Source organism: Streptomyces sp. NPDC096136 (genome assembly GCF_044763325.1).
GTDB lineage: Bacteria > Actinomycetota > Actinomycetes > Streptomycetales > Streptomycetaceae > Streptomyces.
In genome coordinates, this window is record NZ_JBIWFZ010000029.1 from 22,844 (window position 1) to 46,644 (window position 23,801).

Consider the following 23,801-nt stretch of genomic DNA (forward strand, 5'->3'; position numbering starts at 1 on the left):
TCAGGCTCCGGTGGTGGCGTGGTGGTGGCGGGCGAGGGCGTCGGCGACGTCGCGGAGGGTCTTCATGTCGGCGAGGTCGTGCTCGGTGAAGTGGGCGAGGTCCACGCCGGTCTCCTCGCAGACCTCGGTGAGGAAGAGGACCTTGTTGAGGGAGGTCAGCCCGTAGGCGGCGACCATGTCGGCGTCGGGGTCGATCTCCTCGGCGGGGACCTCGGGGACCAGGACGAGGGCGAGCTGGTCGCGGGCCGCGTCCTCGACGAGGGTGCGCGCGGCGGTGGTGTCAGGCATGGATTCCGGCCTCCTGGGAGTGCAGCGGGGCGTGGTAGGCGGCCCGGATGTCGGGGCGCTTCGGCTTGTACTGGGAGGTCAGCAGGCCGCCCTCGATGCTGAACGGCGGGTCGGCGACGAGGACCCGGCTGATGCGCTCGTCGGGGGTGGTGGCGGCGTTGACGGCGGCGAGGCGGGCGGCGATGGCCGCGTGGTCGGCGGGGGCGGCGGCCGGGGAGACCACGGCGACGAGGTCGGTCTGCGTGGGGCTGAACAGCACGCATTCGGCGATGGCCGGGTCGGCGCGCATGAGTTCCTCGAGGGGCCGGACGATGACCTTGCGGCCGTTGTCGAGGACGATGACGTCGTCGGCGCGCCCGTGGACGAAGAGGTAGCCGTCCTCGTCGAGGTGGCCGAGGTCGCCGGTGCGGACGGTTCCGTCGGGCGAGAAGACCTTCTCGGAGTCGCCGGGGCGGGCGTAGGTGTAGTGGTTGTTGACGGGGTGGGTGCTGCGGACGCTGATGACCCCGTCGTCGCCGATGAGCACCTCCTTGCCGCGCACGGCCCGCCCGACGCTGCCCTCGCGGTGGGCGCCGGGGTGGTTCTTGGTGACGATGCAGGTCTCGTTGAGCCCGTAGCCCTCGTAGAGGGGCAGGCGGGCCTCGTGGTGGAAGAAGCGGAGCACGGCCGGGGAGGCGGGTGCGGAGCCGGTCCACAGGTAGCGGACGCGGTCGCCGAACAGGGCGCGGGCGGCCTGTTCGGGGCTCTGGCCGGGGGTGCGGCGCAGGCGGGCCCCGATCTGGCGGCGGGCGGTCTCGTAGAAGGCGGGGACGCCCATGACGACGGTGGGGCGGACGCGGCGCAGGGTGGCGAAGGCGGCCTCGTAGGTGGTGACGGTGACGTCGTGGCCGTGGAGGAGGGCGGAGTAGACCCAGTAGCGCTGCTGGAGGAGGGAGAGGGGCAGGAAGACGAAGAGGTGGTCGTCGGGGGTGTGTTCGAAGATCTCCTGGACGGCGGTGAGGGAGCTGTCGATGCTGCCCGCGGTGGCGCCGAGGCCTTTGGGGACGCCGGTGCTGCCGGAGGTGAACTTGATGGTGGTGACGTCGCCGGCGGCCCAGGTGACGGGCGGGAGGGGCGCGTCGGGGCCGGGGCCGGGCTCGGTCAGGGCCAGGACCTCGTCCATGGGGAGGACGCCGGGGACTCCGTCGGCGGGCTGGTCGGTGCAGAGCAGGTGCAGGGCGTAGCGGTCGGCGAGTTCGGCGGAGGGGGTGAACTTGCCGGGTTCCAGGCCGGCGGTCTGCGCGCCGAGCCGCAGGGCGGCCAGGTCGAGGAGGACCCAGGCGAGGCTGTTGGCGGCGAGGATGCCGATGCGGTGGCCGGGGCCGATGCCGTGGGTGCTCCGCAGGTGGTGGGCGAGGCGGTTCGCGCGGTCGTGGAGCTCGGGCAGGGGGATGGTGCGGGTGCCGTCCAGTCGTGCGACGTGGAGGTGGCCGCGGGTGGGCCTCTCGTCGACGATCCGGCGGATCGTCTCCGGCTCCGCCGGGGGTGTGGCCGGCCGGGTGCCGGTCGGCTGTGGGCGGTCGCGCAGTTCCCCGCGCCCCTGGCGGGGCTGGGGCTGGGCGCGCAGTTCTCCGCGCTGTTCGGGGGGCATCAGGCCCCCTTCGGCAGGAGGGCGGCGGCCATCGCGCGGACCGTGTCGAGTTCGGTGAACTGGTCGAGGGTGAGGGTGACGCCGAAGCGCTTGCGGGCGGCGGTGAGGATGCGGGCGGCCGCGATGGAGTCGCCGCCGAGGGAGGTCAGGGTGTCCAGGGCGCCGACGTCGGGGCGGCGCAGGACGGTGGACCAGATGTCGCAGAGGATCTTCTCCGCCTGGGTGGCGGGGGCGCTGCCCCCCGACGCGCGGCCGGCGGCGGGCGCCTGGGCGCCGAGTTCGGCCAGCCGGGTGCGGTCGACCTTGCCGTTGCGGGTGAGCGGGAGCTCCTCGTGCCAGAGCACGGCCGCCGGGAGCATGTAGTCCGGCAGCTCGGCGCGCAGGGCCTGGCGGATCTCGGACAGGTGGGGGCGGTGGCCGCCGGAGGGGACGAGGTGGGCGACGAGCCGGTTGCCCTGGGGGGCGACGACGGCCCGGGCGATCTCGGCGAGGGCGGCGAGGCGGGTCTCGACCTCGCCGGCCTCGATCCGGTAGCCGTTGATCTTGATCTGGAAGTCGCTGCGGCCGAGGATCTGGATGCTGCCGTCGGGCAGGTACCGGCCGAGGTCGCCGGTGCGGTACATGCGCTCCCCGCGGGCGGTGTCCTCGTAGAAGCGCTCGGCGGTGCGCTCGGGGTCGCCCCAGTAGCCGCGGGCCAGGCCCGTGCCGGCGGCGGTGATCTCACCGGTGACCCAGTCGGGGGCGTCGAGGCCGTCGCGGTCGATGACGTAGGCGCGGTTGTTGGAGTTGGGGCGGCCGTACGGGATGGACGCGGACCCGTCCTCGTCCTCCGCGACGGGGTGCAGGATGTTCCAGACGGTGGTCTCGGTGGGGCCGCCGAGGGAGACCACCTCCAGGCCGGGCACGAGCTCGCGCAGCTGCGCGGGCAGGGCCGGCGGGATCCGGTCGCCGCTCATCATGACCAGGCGCAGCCCGGGCGGTACGTCGCCGTCGGAGCGGGCCTGTCCGTGGAGGAGGCCCACGATGGCGGGGACGGAGTTCCACACGCTGACCCCGTAGAGCCAGCACAGTTCGAGCCAGTGGGCGGGGTCGGTGGCCTTGTCGCGGTCGGGCATGACGAGGGCGGCGCCGGCCGAGAGGGCGCCGAAGACGTCCCAGACGGACAGGTCGAAGTGGAAGGCGCTGACGGCCATGAACCGGTCCTCGGCGGTGATCCCGAAGCGGTCGTGGCAGTCGGCGACGAGGTTGGCGACGTTGCGGTGGCTGACCATGACGCCCTTGGGGGCGCCGGTGGTGCCGGAGGTGTACAGCACGTACGCGAGGTCGTCCGGGTGGGATCCGGGGAGCCGGTCGGGGAGTTCGGCGCGGCCGGAGCAGGGCCGGGTGAGGTCGAAGGCGGCGACGGAGTCGTCGGAGGGCCGGCCGGTGTTGGTGAGCACGCAGCGGACCCGGCCGTCGGCGAGCATGTACTCCTGGCGGGCGGCGGGCAGGGCGGCGTCCACGGGCAGGTAGGCGGCTCCGGCGAGGACGGTGGCGAGGATGCCGACGATCTGCTCGGGCCCGCGGTGGCAGACGAGGCCGACGAGTTCGCCGCGGCCGACGCCCTGGGCGCGCAGCCAGGTGGCGGCGGTGGCGGCCCGGTGCAGGAGTTCGCCGTAGCTGACGGTGCGGTCGGAGGTGAGGATCGCGGGGGCGGCGGGGGTGAGGGCGGCCCGGGCCACGACGGCGTCGCCGAGCATCTCGTCGGGGAGTGCGACGGCGGTGTCGTTGGCGGCGGCGCGGCGCTCGCGCTGGGCGGGCGGCAGCAGGTCGAAGGCGTGGAGCTGCCAGGAGGCCTCGTCGACGAGGGTTTCGAGGAGGGTGCGGTAGCCGTGCGCGAGGTCGTCGAGGAGGCCTTCGCAGAACAGTTCGTCGATGCCGTCGAGCTGGACGACGAGGGCGCCGTGCTGCTCCATGGCGAAGGCGTTGAGCCATACCTGGGGGGTCTGGCTGACGGAGTAGACCTCCTTGCCGAAGAGCTCCAGGGCGGAGCCGTCGACCTCGCTGCTGACGTGTCCGATGGCGCTGTTGAAGGTGTACGGCATGCGCGCGCCGGTGACCCCGCCGCGGCGGCGGGCGAGTTCGCGCAGCAGCTCGACGCCGGAGAAGTGCCGGTGGTCGATGTCGGTGTGCAGCCGGGCCTGGAGGAGCTGGGCGCGGTCGGCGAAGGTCAGGGCGCGGTCGACCTCGGCCTCCACGAGGAGGGTGTCGGAGAACTGGCCGATGGCCTCGAAGACGCGGGGGTGGACGGGCGGGCGGTGGGCGACGGTGGTGGTGAGGGTGAACCGCTCGCCGGCGCCCCAGGTGGCGAGGGTTTCGGCGTAGGCGGCGAGCAGCAGGGCGGAGGGGGTCAGGCCGGCGGCGGCGGCGCGGTCCTTGAGGGCGGTCCAGGCGCTGCGGTCGAGGGTGACGCGGCGCTGGGTGAAGCGGGTCTCGGCCAGGGCGGCGGGGCTGGTGCGCAGCGGCAGGTCGGGGTGGGGGGCGAGGTCGTCGGCGCGGTCCAGCCAGTAGGTGCGGGAGCGGCGGGCGGGGGCCTTGTCGCGGGCCGCTTCGAGGGCGGTGAGGTAGTCCTCGTAGGGGAGTTCCTCGTGGACGTCGGCGCCGGGACTCTGGTAGGCGTGCCACCAGGCGCGGAAGAACAGGAACATGCTGATCCCGTCCATGACGAGCCCGTCGTGGCCGACGTGGAGGAGCATCCTGTCGTCGTCGAGGATGGTGGCGTCGACGGTGAGCAGGGGCGCCTGGTCGGCGGGCAGGACCTGGTGGGAGCGCATCTCGCGGAGCTGGGCGCGGATGGCGTCCTGCTGGCGGGGGGTGTGGGAGCGCAGGTCGAGGACGCCGATGCGGGGGGCGAGGTCCCCGTACTGGGTGGCCTGGCGTTCGTCGGACAGGAAGCGGGAGCGCAGGCCGCTGTGGGCGGCGACGACGGTGTCGAGGGAGGCCTGGAGCCGGTCGATGTCCCAGTCGCCCTCGATCTCGTGGAAGACGTGGCTGGAGACGTCGCCGACCTCGAAGACGCCGCTGCGGCCGAGGTAGTAGCTGCGCTGGAGGGGGGTGAGGGGGAAGCCGGGGCCGTGGTCGGCCTCGCGCTCCAGGTGGGCGACGAGGGCGGGTTTGGCGTCTCTGACGCGGGCGATGAACTCGGGGTCCATGCGCTCGCGGTTGCCCTGGAGGCGCAGGTCGCCGTCGGCGAGGCTGACGGTCAGCCCGCGCTCGGCTATCTCGCGCAGGACGTGGCGGTGCTGGTTCATCGGGCCTCCCCCGAGGTCAGGGCGGCGACGGCGGAGGGCTCGGCGCGCTCGGCGATGACGGCGGCGAGTTCCGCGAGGGTGCCGCCGTGCAGGAGTTCGTCCATGGACAGGTCGACGTCGAGGGCGTCGAGGATCTGGTACTGGACGGTGACGGCCTGGAGGGATCCGGCCGCGAGCTGGGTGAGGGTGCGGTGGGCGATCTGCTCGTCGGCGCCGAGGCGCAGGGCGGTGCGGGCGACCTGGGTGAGCCAGGGGGTGAGGGCGGGCTCGTCCCGGACGGCGCCCTCCGCGCGCCGCGCGGCCGGGGAGGGCTGGAAGAAGACGGCGTCGGCGAGGTCGACGGCGGCGCCGGGGGCGAGGAGTTCGACGGTGCGGGGCCACGTGCGCGGGGTGTCGGTGCCGAGGGCGGCGGCCAGCCGGGCGGCGAACCGGGGCATGACGGGGGCGGCGGTGTGCGCGAGGAGGCGGGCGGCGGCCAGTTCGAGGGCGACGGCGGTGCGGTTCTCGTCCTCCCAGCCGGGGGTGTCGGTGAGGAGGCCTTCGGCGCGGGTGAAGCGGACGGTGTCGCGGACGAGGCCGTCGAGTTCGGCGGCGGCCTGGGCGAGGGAGAAGGAGTCGTTGCCGAGGGCTCCGGTGACGGCGTCGAGGCGGGTGCCGAGGCGGGCGAGGAAGGCGGTGTGCTCGGGGGTCCAGTTGCCGGCGTCGGGGGCGCGGCCGCCGTGGTGCTTGGCGACGCGGGCGCCGAGGTCGGTGAGCCACTGCTGCCAGGTGCCGATGAGGGTGTCGGCGAGGACTTCCTCGTAGGCGGCGCGCCGGAAGTCGGTGCGGGCGCCCTCGGGGCGGGTGGCGGCGAGGAAGTAGCGGACGGCGTCGACGGTGTCGGGGGTGAGGACCTCCTTGCCCCAGATCGCGTGCCGGCGGCTGGTCGAGAACTTCTCCCCCTCCAGCAGGTAGAACTCGTTGACGTGGTAGTCGATGTCGGGGGTCCAGCCGGGGTGGGCGAGCTGGTAGAGGACCGGGTAGAGCACGGAGTGGTAGAAGCTGTTGTCGTAGCCGAAGAAGTGGACGATCTTCCAGTCGGCGCTGGGCCCGTCGGCCCGCCAGGGGCGGCCGAGGCGGGCACCGAGTGACTGGATGCCGTGCAGGAAGCCGTAGCTCATCTCGGGCCAGACCCAGATGACCTGTCCGTCGGTGTCGCCCTCGCGGGGTTCGACGCCCCAGCCGGAGGGGTGGGTGAGGGGGAGGTCGAGGGCGGGGCGGCGGAAGAGCCGGTCGGCGAGTTCGCGCAGCCGGGCGGGGACGCGGCCGCGCCGGTGGTGGGCGCGGACGTCGCCGGCGTAGGCGTGCAGGGGCAGGGTCCAGCGGGCGGCGGGGGCCGGGCGGGGTGCGCTGCCGGTGGCGGCGGAGCGGGGTTCGGCGAGGTCGGCGACGGTGTTGGGTTCGCCGCACTCCTCGCAGATGTTGCCGGAGGTGGCGGCGCCGCAGCCGGGGCAGCCGCCGGTCACGTCGGCCTCGTAGAGGTACTGGCCGCTGAGGGGGTCGTAGAGGGCGTCGTGCGCGCCGACGGCGATCTCGCCGGAGGCGACGATCCGGCTGAAGAAGTCCTGGAGGCCCTGGCGGTAGCCGGGGTCCTGGTCGGTGGCGGTGTACTGGTCGAGCGGTATGTCCATCAGCCGCAGGGTCTCGGCGATCTCGGCGCTGTAGTGGGCGGCGGTCTCGGCGGGGGTGCGGCCGTCGCGGCGGGCGGCGCCGACGACGTAGCTCTGGTAGTCGTCGCTGCCGGTGAGGTGGTAGGCCTCGGTGCCGTTCATGCGCTGGAAGCGGGTGAAGGCGTCGGCGCCGAGGTAGGGGCCGGCGAGGTGGCCCAGGTGCAGGTCGCCGTTGGGGGTGGGCGGGGTGGAGAAGACGAAGACGGGGCGGTCGCCGAAGCCGGTGCGGACGGGTGCGGAGGCGGCCTGCGCGGCCCGCTGGGCGTCGCGCCAGTACTGGGTGAAGAAGACCAGGTCGGTGCCGTCCTCGGCGGTGTTCTCCAGGACGTGGGACTCGAAGGGCTCGAAGAGGACGACGGTGCCGGGGGCGGCCTCGTGGTGGTCGCCGTCGATGAGGAAGCGGCCGCGGCCGGAGACGATGACGAACAGCTCGGTCTCGTCGTGGTGGTGGTCGTCGGTGGCCCGGCCGGGGGCCACCCGGCCCCAGCCGGCGCCGGTCCCGAGGCCCTCCACGCCGCTCATGTCGATGCCGAACGCCTGCTCCAGCACGTCGTCGTCATAACTCGCGATGATCATGTCGTGGCCTTTCGCGGGGACGGGAGGGAGGGGATCAGGTCGACGGCGCGGGCGGCGAGCGCCGGGGCCAGGCGGTAGCCGGAGCCGCCGGCGGCGCCCGCGAAGACGAGCCGGCCGTAGGGGTCGAGGGCGGTGGCCAGGGGCGTGCCGTCGGGCCCGTACGCGTCGCAGAACACCCGGCCCGACCGGCAGTGGGCGGCCAGGGCGGGGGCGTAGCGGGTGAGGAGGGCGCGGCCTTCGCGCAGGTGGCCGGCGGTGACGGCCGGGTCGACGGTGGCGGGGTCGGCGTCCCACTCCCGGCAGGTGTAGCTGAGCAGCCAGTGGCCCCGGTGGTGGACGGGCAGCAGGAAGGCGTCCTCCTCGTGCAGGACGACCGCCCGGTCCCCGGGGGCGGGCGCCGTGTCCACGTGCAGGGCGACGACCTTCTTGACCCGGGTCCCGAGCGGGGCGACGAGCTCGCGCCAGGCGGGTTCGCCGGTCCAGGGGCCGGGGGCGATGACGACGTGGCCGGCGTCGAGGGTGGCGCCGCCGGTCAGCGTGAGCCGGGTGCCGCCGGGGCCGGCGGCGGCGGTCTCGACGGCGACGCCCTCGCGGAAGGAGACGGCGGGGCGCAGTTCGGCGGCGAGGAGCTGGGTGAGGGCGTGGACGTCGGCGTACTGGCAGCCGTCGCCCTCCCAGGCCCCGAAGTCCTTCGGCAGGGCGGGGACGCAGGGGGGCAGTTCGGCGGTCCAGCGGAGCTTGGCCTCGGGGAGGTAGGCCTCGCGCAGGGCCTCTTCGGCGGACTCGGGCGCGAGGACGGTCATGTCGAGGGGGTGGATGGGCAGGTCGGGGCGGGCGGTGTGGAGGTCGGCGTAGAAGCGCTCGCTCTCGGCGGCCAGGGCGCGGACGGCCTCGTTGGCCCCGCGCGGGAAGTGCAGTCCGGCGGAGCGGCGGGTGGCGCCGGAGCCGATCATGTCCCGGTCGAGGACGGTGACGGTGGCGGAGGGGTCGCGGGCGAGGACCTCGCGGGCGACGAGGACGCCGAGGATGCCCGCGCCGACGACGGCCACGTCGGTCCGGGCCCCGGTGGGGCCGCCGGCGTGGGGCGCGGTGGTGCGGTAGGCGGCGGCGCCGGTGGGGTCGGCGGCGGGCCCGGACGCGGGCCCGGACGGCGTGCCGGTGACGGCGCGAACGGCGGCGGCCGGCACGGAGGCGGAACCGGACGGCACGGCGGTGGTGGCCGGCGCGGGGGGACCGGCCGGGGGCTGCGGCGGGGCGGTGGGCGCGGGGCGGGCCTCGGGGTCGGTGGACAGGGGGCGGCAGGAGCCGGCGCGGTCCGTGGTCATCAGGCGGTCCACCGTTCGTCCTGGGGGGTCTTGGAGGACCACTCGATGAAGGAGGCGAGCTGTTCGTCCCCGCGTACGCCGCACAGCCGGTCGGCGATGCGCCGGCTGCGCCAGGCGTTGAGGCTGAGATTGGGGTCGGCGAGGCCGCGCTGGCCGCGGACGCCGTTCTGGACGAAGATCCGGCGGTCGGCGGGTCCGTCCCAGCGGACGGCGTAGTCCTCGTCGACGCGCAGCTCCTCGCCCTCCCGCTCAAGGCGCCCGCCGAGCGGGGCGAGGAACTCGGTCGCGGCGGGCCGGTAGCCGGTGGCCCAGACGATGACGTCGGTCTCGAACTTCTCCATGGACTGCGCCTCCTGGGTGTGCCGGGCGCAGACCTCCCAGCCTCCGAAGGGGCCGGGGCGGACGTCGAAGACCTCGCGGCCCGGGTGCAGGGCGACGAGGTCCTCGTTGCCCTCCACGAACCGGTGGACGTAGATGCCCTGGTAGATCTCGCGCAGGGTGGACTCGGAGATGCCGTCGCTGCTGAGGACGTTGCGGGAGTTCAGCGACTGGCGGCGCTCGCGCGGCAGCCCGTAGAAGTAGTCGGCGTGGCTGGGCATGTAGTAGTCGTTGGTGAAGGGCGAGTCGTCGATCGGGAAGTAGTTCTGCCGGCGCGAGATCCACGAGACGCGGCGGGGCAGGTCCCAGCCGCCGCGGGAGATCAGGTCGAGGAAGGCCTCGGCGCCGGACTGGCCGCCGCCGATGACCACGACCCGCTTGCCGCCGACGTCCTGCGCGTTGGCCATGTAGTCGCTGACGTGGAACTGGGTGGGGCACAGCTGGTGGGCGCCCAGCGGCGGCACCCAGGGGCGGCTGCCGACGCCGACGACGACGTTCTCGGCGGTGACGGTGCGGCGTTCGGTGCGGACCGTGAACACCCCGCGCCCGTCGTCGAAGTCGACCTCCTCGACGCCCTCGCCGAAGACGACGTTCTCGTTGCGGCGGCTGGCCCAGGCCAGGTAGTTGCGGAACTCCAGCCTCGGCACGTCGTCGAACTGGGCGTTGAGGAAGTGGTACACCCGGCCCTTGGCGTGCAGGTAGGAGAGGAAGGAGAAGGGGTTGGCGGGGTCGGCCAGGCTGACCAGGTCCTTGAACTGGGAGACCTGGAGGCTGGTGCCGGGGATCTGCTGGCCGTCGTGCCAGCCGAAGGACTCCTTGCGGTCGAGGAAGAGATTGGGTACGTCCGGCCTGCTGTGCAGCAGGGACGCCAGGCTGAGGTTGGCCGGGCCCACGCCGACTCCCACGCAGCGGAAGTGCGTGATGCCCGGCCGGAAGCTCTCGTGCCCCATGGTTCGGAACCTCTCGTTCGATGTGCGGTGGGTGAGGTGAGGGGGAAGTGGGGTGAGGGAGGGGTGGGGTGGGGACGTCAGGCGGTCATGCCGGTACTCCTGTGGGGGTGGAGGCGGTCTCCTCGTAGCGGCCGGCGAGCCCGTGGGCGCCGAGGAACGACAGCCAGCGGGAGGCCTCGCGGGGCGTCCCGGCGGCCCGGTTCAGCCCGGCGGGGAGGGCGCCGGCCAGGATCCGCGTCACCCCGTACGCGACGGGGAGGGAGACGCAGCGGGCCATGGCCGACTCGTCCGGGCCGCCGGTGAGGTCGAGCAGGCGGGAGCCGCGCCAGCACTCGCCCGACCGGGTGCGCAGCTCCAGGGAGACGGACAGCACGACGCGGTCGAGGTCGGCGGGGCCGGACGGGTGGCGGGCGGCGAGCTCGTGGGCCAGGGCGCGGACGGCGTCCTGGTCCCCGGCGGCGACGGTCTCGAAGACCTCCTCCCAGGCGGTGCGCCAGCCGGCGTTGCGCAGGGTGCCGCGGACGAAGCTGTCGAGGTGCCAGTAGTACGGGATGCCGTACTGGGCGACGAAGGGGAGGCTGTCGCGGTTGGGGTAGACCTCGAACTCCTCGCCCGCCAGGGTCAGGGGGGTGGTGGCCTCCCAGGGGCGGGAGGCGGTGAGCTCGGCGCACCCGTCGATGTAGCGGGCCGGGTTGCCGAGGGCGCTGAGCACCCCGTACGGGGCCCAGCTGAAGCGGTAGCGGAACGGTCCGGGGTCCGCCGGGAGGCCTCCGCAGTAGGAGGTGAACACGGCGGTCGCCGGCGACGGGCCGAACGCGTCGCGGGCCCGGGCGACGAGGTCGTGGGCCATGAGGTGGTCGATGCCGGGGTCGAGCCCGGCCTCGGTGAGGACGACGGTACGGGCCCGCGCGGCCGCCCGCTGCGCCTGTTCGGCCAGATCCGGGGAGGTGTAGCTGGTGCAGGCGAAGTGGGCGCCGCGGTCGGCGGCCAGACCGAGCAGGGGGGCGTGCTCGGTGGCCGGGAGCATGGAGACGAGGACGTCGCCCGCGCCCGTCTCCGCCGCCAGGGCGGCGGGGGTGAGGGCGCGGACCTCGGCGCGGCCCGCCAGGCCGAGGGCGGCCAGGCGGACCGCGGCGCGCTCGGCCGTGCGGTCCCACAGGACCACGCGGCGGGCGCGCTCGCAGACGAGGGAGAGGCCGGAGCGGCCGGTGGACAGGCCGGTGCCTATCCAGTGGACGGTGCCGGACGCGGGGGCCGCGGCGGGCGCGGGCGGGTCAGATGACAAGGGGTGCCTCCTGGGCTTCGACGGCCGTCCGGTAGGTGTGCAGGGCGCGGGCCCAGACGCCGTCCCACTCGGCCAGGCGCAGCAGGTGCGGGGCGAGTTCGGCGGAGAAGGCGGTGCTGGCCTCGACGGGGAGGAGGGAGGGGAGGTTGTCGATGGCGATCAGGTCGAGGGGGCGTTCGCCGTCGCGCAGGGCGCGGACGGGCTCGGCCCAGGTGGTGGTCTCGTCGTAGACGGGCAGGACGTTGCAGTCGGAGGTGACGTCGCAGGTGACGTCGGAGACCAGGCGCAGGCGGCGGACGGGTTCGTCCAGGTCGGCCTTGGTCAGGAAGGGCGGTACGGGGGTGCTGGTCAGGACGGTGTTGACGAGGAGGTCGTGGCCGAGGAGGGCCGCGCGGTCGAGGTCGCGGGTCTCGGGCAGGTCCCAGCGGGTGGGTTCCAGGCCGGCCTGGACGAGGGCGTCGCAGGCGCCGCGGCCGCAGCGGCCGAGGGCGCCGATGACGAGGGCGGCGGTGGTGTCCGCGGCCGGCGCCGTGGAGGCGAGGAGGTCGTCGAGGGCGGGGCGGTCGGTGGGGACCAGCGGGGTGGTGAGGGCGCGGCGGTGGTGCAGGACGGCGAGGGCGGCGCCGACGTAGCCGGCCCAGTAGCCGAAGGCGGCGACGCGGCGGCCGGTGTCGTCGGTGAGGTACTCCATGTCGAGCAGGGCGCCGCCGCCGGCGGTGAAGCGGGCGAGCAGCTCGCGGGCGCCGGACTGGCCCTTGTAGGCGTGCCCGAAGTAGATGTGGCGGTGGCGCAGGGCGGGGGCGCCGGGGCCGCCGGGGAGTTCCTTGAGGCCGAGGACGTACGCGTCGTCGGGGGCCTGTTCGTGCCAGCTGCCGGTGGGGGCGGTGGCGCAGCCGGCGGCGGCGTAGTCGCCGAGGGGGAAGGCGCGCTGGGCCGACTCCTCGACGGTGATGCGGACTCCGGCCTCGACGAGGCGGGCGGCGTCCTGCGGGGTGAGGGGGGCGCGGCGCTCGGTGGGGCGGGCCTCGTGCCGCATCCAGAGGTGGGTGTGGTCCGACTTGTTGTCCGACATGGTGCGTTTTGTCCTGTCTGGAGGCATGGGGGTGGGTGACCCCCGGCCTGATCGCGGTTGCGGGGGCTGCGTCCTGGACGTTCTCGCGCGCTAGAGGAGCGGGATCCGGGCGTTCGCCAGAGGGCGGTAGGCGGGGGTCGCTGAGGTGCTCCAGCCTGCCCTGCGGAGTCCGTCCACCACGGCGGTGGCGAGGACCGTCGCCAGCTCCCCGCCCGGGCAGCGGTGGGCTCCCGCACCGAAGGTGAACACGGTCGGATTCACCCTTCCGGGTGACAGCGTGTGGGGGTCCGGGTTGACGGCGGGGTCACGGTTGGCGGCGGCGAGGAGGACGAGGACCGGCTGACCGGGCTCCACGGTGGAACCCGCGTGGGTGAAGGCCCCGGCGGCGAAGCGGCGGGTGTTCTGGATCGGCGCGTCGTACCGGACCACCTCGCGCACGAGCGCCCCGGTGTCGAGCGCCCCGGTGTCGGGGGCCCCGGCGCCCCGGGAGAGGGCGACGAGGGTGTTCCCGATGAGGCCGGCGGTGGCGTCGTAGGTCTGCGAGAGGAAGCCGATGGCATTGGAGAGCAGCGGTCCGGCGTGTTCCCAGCCGGTCCGCTCGGCGGCCGCGACCAGCTCCCGCAGCAGCCCGTTCGCCCGGCCGGCGGGGTACGCCGAACCACCCGCCGGAGCCGGCGCCCCGGCGGGGGCCGCGCCCTCGCGGCCGGTCCGGGCCCCGGGCAGCACCCCGGCGCCGGACCCCGCATCGGTGGCGGACGCGGCGGCCAGGGGCGGGCCCAGGAGTTCGCGCAGTCGGGCGGCGGCCGACGCGGCCGCCCGGTGGTCGTCCTCCGCCGCGGAGGCGGGGATGCAGCGGACGAAGTCGCCGATCGCCGCGGCCGCCTCGCGGTCGGCCCCGTCGGCCAGGCCGCTCAGCGCCGCGACGACCCGGGCCGGCACCCCGAACATCAGCTCCTCGTACGGGACTTCGCCGCCCCCGGCCAGTGCCTCGCGGGTGAAGCGGGCGGCCAGCGCGGCGGCCCGCCCGAGGTCGGCGCGGGCCAGCGCCTGCGCGACGACCCCCTTGAGGCGGACCGCCGCCGCCCCGTCCGTCATCCGTACGAGCTCGCCGAAGACCTCCCCGGCCGCCGTCCCCGCGATGCCCGCCGGAACGGGCTCCGCCACCGGCCGCACCCGCAGCGCGCCGGCGCCGAGCACCGCGCGCACCGCGGCCGCGTCGGCGGCCACCCACGCCCCGAGCGCCTCGTCGAAGGCGAAGGGGCGCTCAGCCACCAGGCGCGCGTAGAAGGGGTAGGGGTCCGCGAGGCGGACGGCCTCGACGGGGGTGGGCTCGACGGTGCTCGGGGCGTTCACTGCATCTCCTCGTTGAACGGTCTTACGGGTGGGGCGGGTCGTACGGGCGGTCAGGCTGCGGCGCGCGCCGCCCTGCGCATGTCGAGGGAGCCCGCGATGGCCATGCGCAGGACCTCCGAGGTGCCCTCGTAGATGCGCAGCGAGCGGATCTGCCGGTACAGCCGCTCGGTGACGGAGTCCCGGACGATCCCCGCCGCGCCCAGCAGTTGCACCGCGCAGTCCACCACCTCCTGCGCGGCCTCGGTGGCGTGGACCTTGGCGATGTTGGAGTGCCGGGCGAAGCGCCGGCTGCCCCGGTCGGTCTCCCAGGCGGCCCGCGCCACCAGCAGCGAGGCCGCGTTCAGCTGCACCTCCATGTCGGCGAGGCGGGCCTTGACCAGCTGGAGGTCGAAGAGCACGGACCCGTACGCCTCCCGTGCCAGGACGTGCGCGAGGGCGGTGTCGAAGGCGCGCCGGGCGAAGCCGAGGGCGGCCGCGCCGACGGTCGTGCGGAACCGCTCCAGCAGGTCCACGGCGACCACGAACCCCTTGCCCGGCCGCCCGAGCACCGCGTCGGCCGGCAGCCGGCAGTCCTCGAAGGAGAGGTGGGCGAAGGAGCGCGGGGCGATGGCGTCGATCCGCTCGACCCGCAGCCCGGGCGTGGCGGCCGGCACCAGGAAGGCCGACAGGCCCAGCGGTCCCGGGCCCTCCCCCGTACGGGCGATGACCACGAACACGTCCGCGATGGTGCCGTTCGCGATCCACGCCTTGCGGCCCTTCAGCGTGTACGAGCCGTCCCGCTCGCGCACCGCCTCCAGCCCGACCGACGCCAGGTCGGACCCGGCCTCCCTCTCGGAGACCGCGAACGCCCCGATCAGGGTGCCGGCGGCCATCCCGGGCAGGTAGCGGCGGCGCTGCGCCTCGCTGCCGAAGCGCAGCAGCGGGGTCGCGGCCAGCGCCTGCACGGAGAAGGCGAAGTCGGCCAGGTCCTCGGCGTAGGCGAGGGCCTCGCGGCGCAGGCACACCGCCCGGAAGTCGTCCACCGGGACGCCGCGCGGGTCCAGTTCGGTGAGCCAGCCCGCCGCGCCGAGGGCGCGCACGAGGCGGCGTCCGGCGGCGTCCGGGTCGAGGGCGCGGGCCTCCTCCCACAGGACGCGGTTGCTGTCGCACCAGGCGCCGGCCGCCGCGGCGAGGCGGCGGTGGGAGTCCTCGTAGAAGGGGAGGGCGAGCACCTCGGGGTCGAAGCTCGTGGTCGGTTCCATGGTCCGGCTCCTCAGATGACCAGCTCGGCGGGGGCGCCGGCCGTCTCGGCCCCGGCGGCGCGGACCCGCTTGACCAGGGCGTGTTCGATGAAGAAGGCGAAGGAGGCGTAGCCGCGCCAGATCCGCCGCCAGGCGCGCTGGACGGCCTCGTCGCCGGAGAGGTGGCGGACCTCGTCGAGGTGGGCGACGACGAGGTCGGCGGACTGGCGGGCGTGGCCCGCCGAGAAGTTGTCGATGGACAGGTGGGCCTCTTCGTAGGAGACGTCGAGGCCGTGCCGGCGCAGCTTCTGGATCTCGTGCATCCGCATCGCGCCGAGGCCGAACATCTCGATGCCCAGGTTGTAGCCGAGGATCTCGTCGTAGAGGGTGTCGGGGAACAGCGACAGGCAGAGCTGGTGGACGGAGAAGCCGTAGAGGTGGTCCGGCAGGTCGCCCTGGTGCAGGAAGGCCTCCTGCCGGATGTGCGGCAGGTCCATGTCCATGCTGGCCAGGACCTTGTGGATGATCGTGATGTGGTTCTTGGCCATGTCCCCGCGGCCCATCTCGTCCGCGTAGATGGAGAAGAGCATGTCGTCGCTGCGCCGGCCGCGGCGGCCGAGGTTGCCGACGCGGTGGGCCCAGGTGCCGTCGATGAGGCTGCCCAGGGCGTACGTGGACTGCTCGAAGACCACCTCGTCGCGGGAGGGGATCTCGGTGAGCGGCTCGTACGGGTCCACGAGCTTGTCCCAGTAGATCCGTTCGACCCGTTCCAGCAGGGCCTCGGGGGTGTACGGGAACCAGGAGGCGTCGGTGAGCAGGCCCTCGGCCCCGTGCTCGAAGAGGATCTCGGCCTCGGCGAGGCCGGCCTCGGCGCGGGCGCGGGCGAGCGGCAGCACGTTGGGGTGGTGTTCGAAGTTGACGAGCCGGTGGAAGAACCGGCGGTGGTCCTCGGGGCCTTCGGGCTCGCGCACCAGGATGTCGGCGGGGTCGACGGCGAGCCGCGCGCTCCAGGCGCGGGCGGGCGCGTCCCCGGCGGTGGCGGGCGCGAGGTCGGCCCCGGCGGGCTCGCCGTCGGCGATGGCGCGGGCCCAGTCGGTGAGGACGGCGGCCTCGCGCTCGTCGAAGATGCCGAACATGGGGCCGCCGAACTTGACGGCCTTCAGGAAGCGGCAGGGGCCGCCGTCGCGGGCGGGCCTCAGCGAGCGCGAGGCGCGCAGCTCGCGGACGAAGGCGGGGGCGTCGAGGTCGCCGGTGTCCAGCCAGTCGGTGAGGGCCCGGGTGCCCAGGCGTACGGCGGAGTGCTGGCGGCCGGCGTGCGGGGCGTGCCGTTCGACGATCCGGGCGACCTTCGCGTCCAGCGACAGCCCGTCGTGCCAGGCGGCGAGCTCGGCGAGGGCGGCGGTGTGCTCGCGCTCCAGGCGCAGCAGGAGGCGTACGGCGGCCAGCGCGCGGCGGCGGTCGGCGCGGCCGGTCGGGGAGTCCTCGGTGAAGGCGAGGTAGGCGGCGAGCACGGGCCGTACGTCGCTCTCGGCGAGCATCGGCTCGGTGCCGAGGAGGAGTTCGTCGAGGCCGAGGGCGTGGGCGGCGTAGTGGACGCCGACGACCTCGGGGAGGAAGGAGGCGGGCAGCCGGGACAGCGCCAGGTGGAAGGCGCCGTGCAAGGCGGTGAGCGGGCGGGCGCCGGCCTCGTCGAGGAAGGCGGCGGCCTCCACGCCGGGGAGGTGGACGCCGTGGCCGATGAGGGCCCGGCGGCGGCGGCCGAGCAGGCCGGCCTCGGAGGTGCCCTCGCCCTGGAGCAGCCAGTGCTGGCCGAAGAGGCGGCCGACGATCTCGGCGGGCTGGGTGGCGGCCTGGGAGAGGGTGTCGAGCCAGCAGCCGCCGGTCAGGGCGAGCGGGGCCCGCTGGCGCAGGACGGCGGTGCGGACCTCGGGGTCGGGGTGGGTGCGCAGCGGGGCGAGGACGGCGGCGAACTCGGCGCGGGCGGCCAGGACGTGGGCGGCGACGGCGTCCGCGTCGGCGTCGGGCCCGAGGACGCCGGATCCGGCGGCGTCAGGCCCGACGGCGGCGAGACCGGCGGGATCGGGTCCGGGGGCGGCGAGACCGGCGGCCGGGTCCTCGGTCTCTTCGGCCGGGGTCAGGAAGGCGGCCAGGACGCGGCGGGCCGCGAGGAGGACGGCTTCGCTCTCCTGGTCGGCGATCAGGCGCCGGAAGAGCGCGGCGGGCGGCCCGGCGGTGATCCGGGCGGCTTCGGCGGCACCCTCCGGGGAGGCCTCGAAGGGGCCCTGGGGCAGGGAGGTGGTGAGGTCGGGGAGGGTGAAGGCGGGCGCGTAGAAGCTGCGCGCCATGTCGAGGGAGGTCTCCTCGTCGGGGGTCGGGTGCGCGCTCATGCCAGGGATCCTTCGGGTGCGGCTGCGGGTGCGTCGGCGTCGGCGTCGGCGTCGGCCGGGTCTTCGGGGGTGCGCGCGGCCGTCGGCAGCGCGCGGAGCAGGACGGCTATCCGTACGCCCGGGACGCTGGACGCCAGCAGGTAGTGCCCGTGGGGCTTGAGGGCCCCGTCCCGGGCGCGGTCGACGAGGTTGATCAGCGGGTCGGCGGCGAAGCAGTGGCCCAGGCGCGGGATGTTGTCGAGGAAGAGCTGCTCGCGGGTGAAGCCGGCCTGGCGTTCCTTGAGCACGACGAGGGGCTTGTAGAGGTTGGCGTGGAGCACGCCCCGGATGTCGCCGATCTTCATGCCGGCCTCGTCGAGGATCTGCCGGTTGACCTCGCGGGCCAGGTCGGAGCTGATCTCGTTGGACCAGTCGAGCCCGGCCGGGTCCTGGGCCCCGGCGCCCGCGACGACCTCGTAGGCGTCGGGGCCGAGCGGGTCCGCGCTGACCAGGCAGGAGGCGGCGCCGTCGCTGAAGAGGGCGAAGTTCTCCATGCGGGCGGACTCGTCGGCGATCCGGTCGGCGGTGACGACCATGACCGTGCGGTGCATGCCGGAGGCCACGTACGCCTGCGCGGTGCGGATCCCGGCGAGGAGGTTGGCGCAGCGGCCGAGGGTGAGGCCCGTGAAGGCGGCGGTGCCGAGGCCGGTGGCGGCCATCACGTTCTCGACGAAGGCGCCGTGGGTGCGCGGGCCGCCGGGGAAGCGGGTGGAGCACAGGACGAGGCAGTCCACGTCGGCCGGTGCGGCGCCCGCGCCGTCGAGGGTGGCGCGGGCGGTCTCGGCGGCGAGGGTCTCCAGGGACTTGGCCGTGCGGTACACCGAGCCCCAGCCCCACAGGTCGGCGCGGGGCGGCATGCCGAAACGGCGGGCGCGTTCCCGCAGGCCCTCGACGGTGGTGTGGTCGCAGCGGAGTTCGCCGAGGACGTAGCGGGGCGCGGACAGGTGGACGGCGGCGGGGGCCGGTCGGGCCCCCGGGCCGGCGGGCGCGGTGGGTGTCGCGTACGGAAGGCTCACGGTGCCGGATCGCTCTCTCGGTCGGCGGCGGACGGGGCGGGCGGGGCGGGGGCGGCGGACACGGTGGCGGCGGACCCGGGCGGGGTGGTGGCGGCCGGGGCCGCCAGGAGCGCGTTGGCCTCGGCGTACGGGAGGGCGTCCGCGGCGAAGCCGAAGGTGCCCGGCCCGGTGATCTCGCGGGCGGCGCGGGTGAGGGCGCCGAGCGCGGCGCGGGACAGGGCGGAGCCGGTACTGACGCGGCGCACGCCGAGGGCGCCGAGTTCGGCGACGGAGAGCTTCAGGGCGCCGGTCATCAGGACGTTGACGGGCCGGGAGACGGCGGCGCAGACGGCGCGGACCGACTCGGCGTCGGGCAGCGCCGGCGCGTAGAGCACGTCGGCGCCGGCGGCCTCGTACGCCCGGAGGCGGCGGATGGTGTCGTCGAGGTCGGGCCGGCCCAGGAAGAAGTTCTCGGCGCGGGCGGTGACGGTGAAGGGGAAGTCGAGCCCTTTGGCCGCCTCGACGGCGGCGGCGACCCGCTCGACGGCCTCGTCGAGCGGCCGCAGCGGGTCCTCGTCACGGCCGGTGGCGTCCTCGACGGAGCCTCCGGACAGGCCGGCCCGGGCGGCGAGGCGGATGGTCTCGGCGACGTCCTCGGGGCGCGCGCCGAAGCCGCTCTCCAGGTCGGCGGTGACGGGCAGTCCGGTGGCGTCCACGATGGCGGCGGCGTTGGCGAGGAGCTCCTCGCGGGTCAGCCGGTTGGCGCCGTCGGGGCGGCCGAGGCTGTGGGCGAGGCCCGCCCCGGTGGTGGCGAGGGCGGCGAAGCCGAAGGAGGCCAGGATGCGGGCGCTGCCGGCGTCCCAGGGGTTGGGGACGACGAAGGGGCCGGGGCCGGTGTGCAGGTCCCGGAAGGCCTCGCCGCGCCGGAGTCGGGCGGCGGGGTCGGTGCTGGGGCTGTGGCTCATGAGGGGTCCTCGCTGGGGTGCCGTCGTACGTCGGGCGGGCCGTCAGATCAGCTCAACGTACTCATCGCCGGGGACGGTTGATCCCGAAGCCACCGGCTTCGTCACCTTCGCGGACGCCGCTGCCGCACGGGCCAGGGAGCGCAGCAGGGAGGTGGCGGCGTCCGGCCCGTCCTCGAAGTAGAAGTGGCCGCCGACGGCCCAGTGGCGCCGGGGCGGGGCGGCGCATTCGCGGGACCAGGGGTCGAGCGCGGCGGGGCCGACGTGCGGGTCGTCCGTGCCGTTGAGCAGGGTGACCGGGACGCTCAGCGGGGGGCCCGGGCGGTAGCGGTGGGCGGCGACCATGCGGAAGTCGGTCTTCAGGTGCGGCAGGAGGAGTTCCTGCACGGCCTCGTCGCGCATCACCTCGGGCGGCAGACCGCCGAAGAACCCGACGGCCTCGGTGAAGGCGCGGCCTTCCAGGCGGGCCGTCTCGACGACGCGGGGGGTGGGCAGCAGGGAGGGGGCCGCGCATCCCGAGGCGACGAGGCCGGCGAAGCCGCGCACGCCGTCCAGGCGGCGGGCCACCTCGAAGGCCAGGGCCGCGCCGAAGCTGTGGCCGAAGAGGAGGAAGGGGCGCCCGGCGGTGGTGTCGTCGTCGAGGGCGATGGCGGCCGCGGCTCCGTCGGCGAGGGCCGGGAGGGAGGCGGGGGCCGGCTCGCGGAAACGGTGGCCGCGGCCGGGCGGGCAGACGGCGGCGATCCGCGCGTCGCCCTCCAGGGCGGGCTGCCACCCGAGGAAGGTCCGGGGGTTCCCGCCGGCGTGCGGGAAGCAGTAGACGCGGACGGCGGCGGGGGCGGGGCCTGCGGCGGTCTCGGCGGTCAGGAACCATGGGGAGGCAACCACGAGGATCAGCCATTCCTTTGCCGGTCGGTCAGTGGCGGGAGGTGATGCAGTGCAGGACGGGGCGTCGGTGGGCGATCAGTTCCAGCCAACGTCGTTGGTCGAGGTGGGGGTGGGCGCCGGGGTGGTCGCGGGCTGCGGGTTGTTCCACCCGACGTCGCCCGCCTCGCCGTTCTCACCGGCGGCGACGTGCGGGTTCACGAGGTTCCAGCCGACGTCGCCGGAGCGCAGGTGGCTGACGGACCCCGCGGGGGAGGCGTCCTGGGCGGCGTGGGTGGCGAAACCGGCGACCGCCGTTCCGAGTCCGAGGGCCACGCCGGCCGTCGCGAGAACCACGCGTCCGCGGATTCCCGAAACACGGTTGGCCGGACGAGTCACCATGCGGTTCTTCCCCATTTTGCCCAGTCCCCTCGAGTCGTTTCGTGTTTGGACATTCCAGGAACGCCAAACCGAGGCGGTATCCGGGTGGTCCTGATCTCCGGTGCGCCTTCTCGGTGTTCGTTCCTGCGGTGAGACCAAATCTCCCCTGCCCGCTCGAGAGGAACTAGACCTACGATGGCTCCGGTTTACGCATTGCGGGAACCCACGGGGTCTCAACCGCTGCAAACAGCTCCATACCGGACAGACAGGGGTGGGTAGTGGACGTAGTCAAATACGTCAAAACCGCACAGAGCGGTGCACCTGCGGAGCTGTGCACGGCCGCGGCGGGAGAACCGCAGGCCTTCTTGCGGGAACTCGCAACGCACCTGGGCCTGCTGGCGCAGGAGGCCGCCCAGCAGGCGGCCCGGCCGGCCGCGGCGGCGGCCGTCGAGGCCCCGGCGGAGGAGGTCGTCGGGCCCGGTGTGCGGTATCTGCACGGCCTGGGCAGCATCTCGACGGCGATCAACGAGGCCCTCGGGGCGGTCCGGCGGGACATCCTCACCGCCCAGCCCGACGGGGCGCGGCCCAGCGCGGTACTGAAGGACGCGCTGGAATCCGTACGCCGGCAAATCTCGGCGGGGATCGCGATGCGGACCCTGTATCAGCACACCACGAGATTCGACGAGGCGACGAAGGAATACGTCCGCGCCGTAACGGAATACGGCGCTCAAGTACGGACGCTCGAAGAATTCTTCGACCGTTTGATCATCGTGGACGACGTCGCCTTCATTTCGGCGAACGAGGACCGTACCACGGCGATCTCGATTACCGAACCGACTATCGTACGATTTCTCCGCGACACGTTCGACAAGGCCTGGGACCGGGCGAAGCCCTTTCCCTTCGTCCCCCTCCACGCCGCGAAGGCGGCCGACGAGGTCGTCCCGGCGATCCGGGAGTCGATCAGCCGCCTGCTGGTGGAAGGTTACTCGGACAAGGCCATCGCGCGCCGCATAGGGATCAGCGAGCGTTCCCTCCAGGCCCATATCGCCGCCATCAAGCAGGAACTCGGAGCGCACAACCGATTACAGCTCGGTTACCTCCTGGGGCGCAACGAGGCGACGTACGTGGTGTGACGGGGGCTCGGGGGGGCTACTGGCGGTTGAGGTAGGTGAGGACCGCACGGACGCGGCGGTTGGTGTCGTCGTCGTCCGTGATGCCGAGTTTGCCGAACAGGGAGGTCGTGTACTTGCTGATCGCGCCCTCGCTGAGGAACAGGCGGCGGGCGATGGCGTGGTTGGACAGGCCCTCCGCCATCAGGGCCAGTACGGAGCGCTCGCGTTCGGTGAGGCGCTCCAGCCCGCGGTCGGGGGCGCTGCCCGACAGCAGCTTCGCGATGACCGCCGGGTCCATGGCGGTGCCGCCCGCCGCGACCCGTTCCAGGGAGCCGATGAACTGGTCGGCGTCGAACACGCTCTCCTTGAGCAGGTAGCCGACGCCGCCGGTGCCGTCGGCCAGCAGTTCGCGGGCGTAGAGCTGTTCGACGTGCTGGGAGAGGATCAGGACGGGCAGCCCGGGGATCTCGGCGCGGGCGGCCAGGGCCGCGCGCAGGCCCTCGTCCGACTGCGTCGGGGGCATCCGGACGTCGACGACGGACACGTCCGGGCGGTGCGTCCGCAGGACGTCGAGGGTCTCGGGCCCGGTGGCGGCCGTGGCCACCACCTCGTGCCCGAACGCCTCGATCAGGCGGACCATCCCGTCACGCAGGAGGTACAGGTCTTCGGCTACGGCTATTCGCATGGCACGGCCATCCTGACACGGGTCGGGCCGCCGGGGGGACTGGTGATCGCCAGCGTGCCGTCGAAGACGGCCAGACGGCGGCGCAGGCCGGCGAGCCCGCCGCCGGGCCGGGCGTCGGCCCCGCCGCGGCCGTCGTCCTCGACCTCCACCACGATGCCGGTCTCGTCCCGTACGAGGGAGACGTGCGCCCGGTTCGCCCCGGCGTGCTTGGCCGCGTTGGTGAGGAGCTCGGCGACGCCGAAGTAGAGGGCGGACTCGATGGGCGGGTCCAGGCGCAGCGGGCCGTCGGCCCTGACGGCCACGTCGAGGGGGACGTCCAGCGCGAGCGCGCGGACGGCGTCGACGAGACCGCGCTCGCTGAGGACCGGCGGGCTGATCCCCCGGATGAGCTCGCGGAGTTCGGTCAGCGAGGCCGCGGCCCCGGCCCGCGCCTCCCGCATCAGCGCCCTGGCCTGCTCGGGGTCCCGGTCCATCAGCGCCTCGGCGGTGGCCAGGGAGAGCCCGAGCGCGACGAGGCGGGCCTGCGCGCCGTCGTGGAGGTCCCGCTCGATGCGGCGGATCTCGGCGGCCTGCGCGACGGTGGCGTCGGCGCGCTGGACGGTGAGCTCGTCCACGCGCTCGGCGAGCAGCATCGTGGAGGAGGGGCCGAGGAAGCGGACGGCGACCCGGGGCAGGGACCGCCAGGTGTACGGGGCGACTCCGACGGCCACCGCCAGCGCGCCGGCCCCGGTGAGGCGGGCGGCGGCCCCGGAGCCGGCCGGCCCGACGCCGGCCAGCCCGAGCACCGCGCAGGCGAACGCGGTCGGCGGGACGGCGGCCACGAACCCGGCGGTGAAGGGCGCGATGACGGCGAACCGCAGGTCGCGCCAGGTGGCGGGGTCGCTCCACCACAGCCGCATCCGCTGGTCCATGACCGCGTCGCGGCGGCTGCGTTCGTAGCTGAAGCCGTTCCACCAGTACCCGGTGGACAGCTGCATCACCGGCCCGGCCTCCCGGTACCCGCCGGGTATCGCGGTACCGGTCCACCGCGCGACGAGCGCCCGCACGGCCCGGCAGACTCCCTGCGCCAGGGCGAGGGTGCCCGCGCACACGATGACGGCGGGCCCGATCCACGACCACGGGTGCTCCGCCCCGCACCAGACCGCCAGCCCCACGGCCGCGGCCCACACCAGGGGCACCACCAGGCAGACCCCGGCCGCGACGACCGCCCGCCAGAACCCGACCCCGGCCCGCGCCAGCCAGGAACCCGTACGTCCCATGACTCCCCCTCGTTCTCGGTCCACTCCCCCCACTGTGCACGGTC

The 23,801-nt window shown here is 74.6% G+C and carries 18 protein-coding genes; 1 reads left to right on the forward strand and 17 read right to left on the reverse strand.

From position 1 onward, the window contains the following. The 15 genes from ACIRBY_RS35565 to ACIRBY_RS35635 form a co-directional block, all read right to left on the reverse strand. Complete coding sequence (locus ACIRBY_RS35565) at positions 1–288, reverse strand: acyl carrier protein (RefSeq protein WP_403908587.1); 288 nt, start codon at positions 286–288, stop codon at positions 1–3. Further along, on the reverse strand, positions 281–1,918 hold the full coding sequence (locus ACIRBY_RS35570) for an AMP-binding protein (RefSeq protein ID WP_403908589.1): 1,638 nt from the start codon (positions 1,916–1,918) through the stop codon (positions 281–283). The genes ACIRBY_RS35565 and ACIRBY_RS35570 overlap by 8 nt, the downstream gene beginning before the upstream one ends. Continuing rightward, positions 1,918–5,208: an amino acid adenylation domain-containing protein gene (locus ACIRBY_RS35575; protein WP_403908591.1), complete on the reverse strand. Its 3,291-nt coding sequence runs from the start codon at positions 5,206–5,208 to the stop codon at positions 1,918–1,920. The genes ACIRBY_RS35570 and ACIRBY_RS35575 overlap by 1 nt, the downstream gene beginning before the upstream one ends. Further along, positions 5,205–7,493, reverse strand: a complete 2,289-nt coding sequence (locus ACIRBY_RS35580; RefSeq protein WP_403908593.1) for a class I tRNA ligase family protein — start codon at positions 7,491–7,493, stop codon at positions 5,205–5,207. Before ACIRBY_RS35580 ends, ACIRBY_RS35575 begins: the two co-directional genes overlap by 4 nt. Further along, the gene (locus ACIRBY_RS35585; RefSeq protein ID WP_403908595.1) at positions 7,490–8,818 is read right to left on the reverse strand and encodes an NAD(P)/FAD-dependent oxidoreductase; all 1,329 of its coding nucleotides are present in this window, start codon (positions 8,816–8,818) and stop codon (positions 7,490–7,492) included. Before ACIRBY_RS35585 ends, ACIRBY_RS35580 begins: the two co-directional genes overlap by 4 nt. Continuing rightward, a complete protein-coding gene (locus tag ACIRBY_RS35590) occupies positions 8,818–10,146 on the reverse strand; it encodes a lysine N(6)-hydroxylase/L-ornithine N(5)-oxygenase family protein (protein ID WP_403908597.1) in 1,329 nt (442 codons plus the stop codon). The genes ACIRBY_RS35585 and ACIRBY_RS35590 overlap by 1 nt, the downstream gene beginning before the upstream one ends. 85 nt (positions 10,147–10,231) lie before the next feature. Beyond that, entirely contained in the window at positions 10,232–11,431 is a 1,200-nt protein-coding gene (locus ACIRBY_RS35595) for a saccharopine dehydrogenase C-terminal domain-containing protein (RefSeq protein ID WP_403908599.1), read from the reverse strand. Then, positions 11,421–12,503 carry a saccharopine dehydrogenase gene (locus ACIRBY_RS35600; RefSeq protein ID WP_403908601.1) on the reverse strand — a complete coding sequence of 361 codons (1,083 nt, stop codon included), beginning with the start codon at positions 12,501–12,503 and terminating at the stop codon, positions 11,421–11,423. Before ACIRBY_RS35600 ends, ACIRBY_RS35595 begins: the two co-directional genes overlap by 11 nt. 90 nt (positions 12,504–12,593) lie before the next feature. Next, a complete protein-coding gene (locus ACIRBY_RS35605; RefSeq protein ID WP_403908603.1) occupies positions 12,594–13,856 on the reverse strand; it encodes a cytochrome P450 in 1,263 nt (420 codons plus the stop codon). Positions 13,857–13,906: 50 nt separating this feature from the next. Next, entirely contained in the window at positions 13,907–15,097 is a 1,191-nt protein-coding gene (locus ACIRBY_RS35610) for an acyl-CoA dehydrogenase family protein (protein ID WP_403908605.1), read from the reverse strand. An 11-nt stretch (positions 15,098–15,108) separates the two neighbouring features. Next, positions 15,109–17,463, reverse strand: a complete 2,355-nt coding sequence (locus tag ACIRBY_RS35615) for an iron-containing redox enzyme family protein (protein WP_403908607.1) — start codon at positions 17,461–17,463, stop codon at positions 15,109–15,111. Further along, positions 17,460–18,518 carry a 3-oxoacyl-ACP synthase gene (locus tag ACIRBY_RS35620; protein ID WP_403908609.1) on the reverse strand — a complete coding sequence of 353 codons (1,059 nt, stop codon included), beginning with the start codon at positions 18,516–18,518 and terminating at the stop codon, positions 17,460–17,462. The genes ACIRBY_RS35615 and ACIRBY_RS35620 overlap by 4 nt, the downstream gene beginning before the upstream one ends. Continuing rightward, complete coding sequence (locus ACIRBY_RS35625) at positions 18,515–19,462, reverse strand: isocitrate lyase/phosphoenolpyruvate mutase family protein (RefSeq protein WP_403908611.1); 948 nt, start codon at positions 19,460–19,462, stop codon at positions 18,515–18,517. The genes ACIRBY_RS35620 and ACIRBY_RS35625 overlap by 4 nt, the downstream gene beginning before the upstream one ends. Before the next feature lie 42 nt (positions 19,463–19,504). Then, positions 19,505–20,344: a thioesterase II family protein gene (locus tag ACIRBY_RS35630; RefSeq protein ID WP_403908613.1), complete on the reverse strand. Its 840-nt coding sequence runs from the start codon at positions 20,342–20,344 to the stop codon at positions 19,505–19,507. Between the two features lie 75 nt (positions 20,345–20,419). Continuing rightward, positions 20,420–20,677, reverse strand: a complete 258-nt coding sequence (locus ACIRBY_RS35635; protein WP_403908615.1) for a hypothetical protein — start codon at positions 20,675–20,677, stop codon at positions 20,420–20,422. Positions 20,678–20,979: 302 nt separating this feature from the next. On the opposite strand from ACIRBY_RS35635, the gene ACIRBY_RS35640 reads away from it, so the two are divergent. Continuing rightward, positions 20,980–21,834: a LuxR C-terminal-related transcriptional regulator gene (locus ACIRBY_RS35640; protein WP_403908617.1), complete on the forward strand. Its 855-nt coding sequence runs from the start codon at positions 20,980–20,982 to the stop codon at positions 21,832–21,834. A gap of 16 nt (positions 21,835–21,850) precedes the next feature. Here ACIRBY_RS35640 and ACIRBY_RS35645 read toward each other — a convergent pair whose 3' ends face one another. Next, the gene (locus ACIRBY_RS35645; protein ID WP_403908619.1) at positions 21,851–22,498 is read right to left on the reverse strand and encodes a LuxR C-terminal-related transcriptional regulator; all 648 of its coding nucleotides are present in this window, start codon (positions 22,496–22,498) and stop codon (positions 21,851–21,853) included. Next, positions 22,489–23,757 (reverse strand): sensor histidine kinase, encoded by a 1,269-nt coding sequence (locus ACIRBY_RS35650; protein WP_403908621.1) that lies wholly within the window; start codon positions 23,755–23,757, stop codon positions 22,489–22,491. Before ACIRBY_RS35650 ends, ACIRBY_RS35645 begins: the two co-directional genes overlap by 10 nt. Positions 23,758–23,801: the final 44 nt, after the last annotated feature.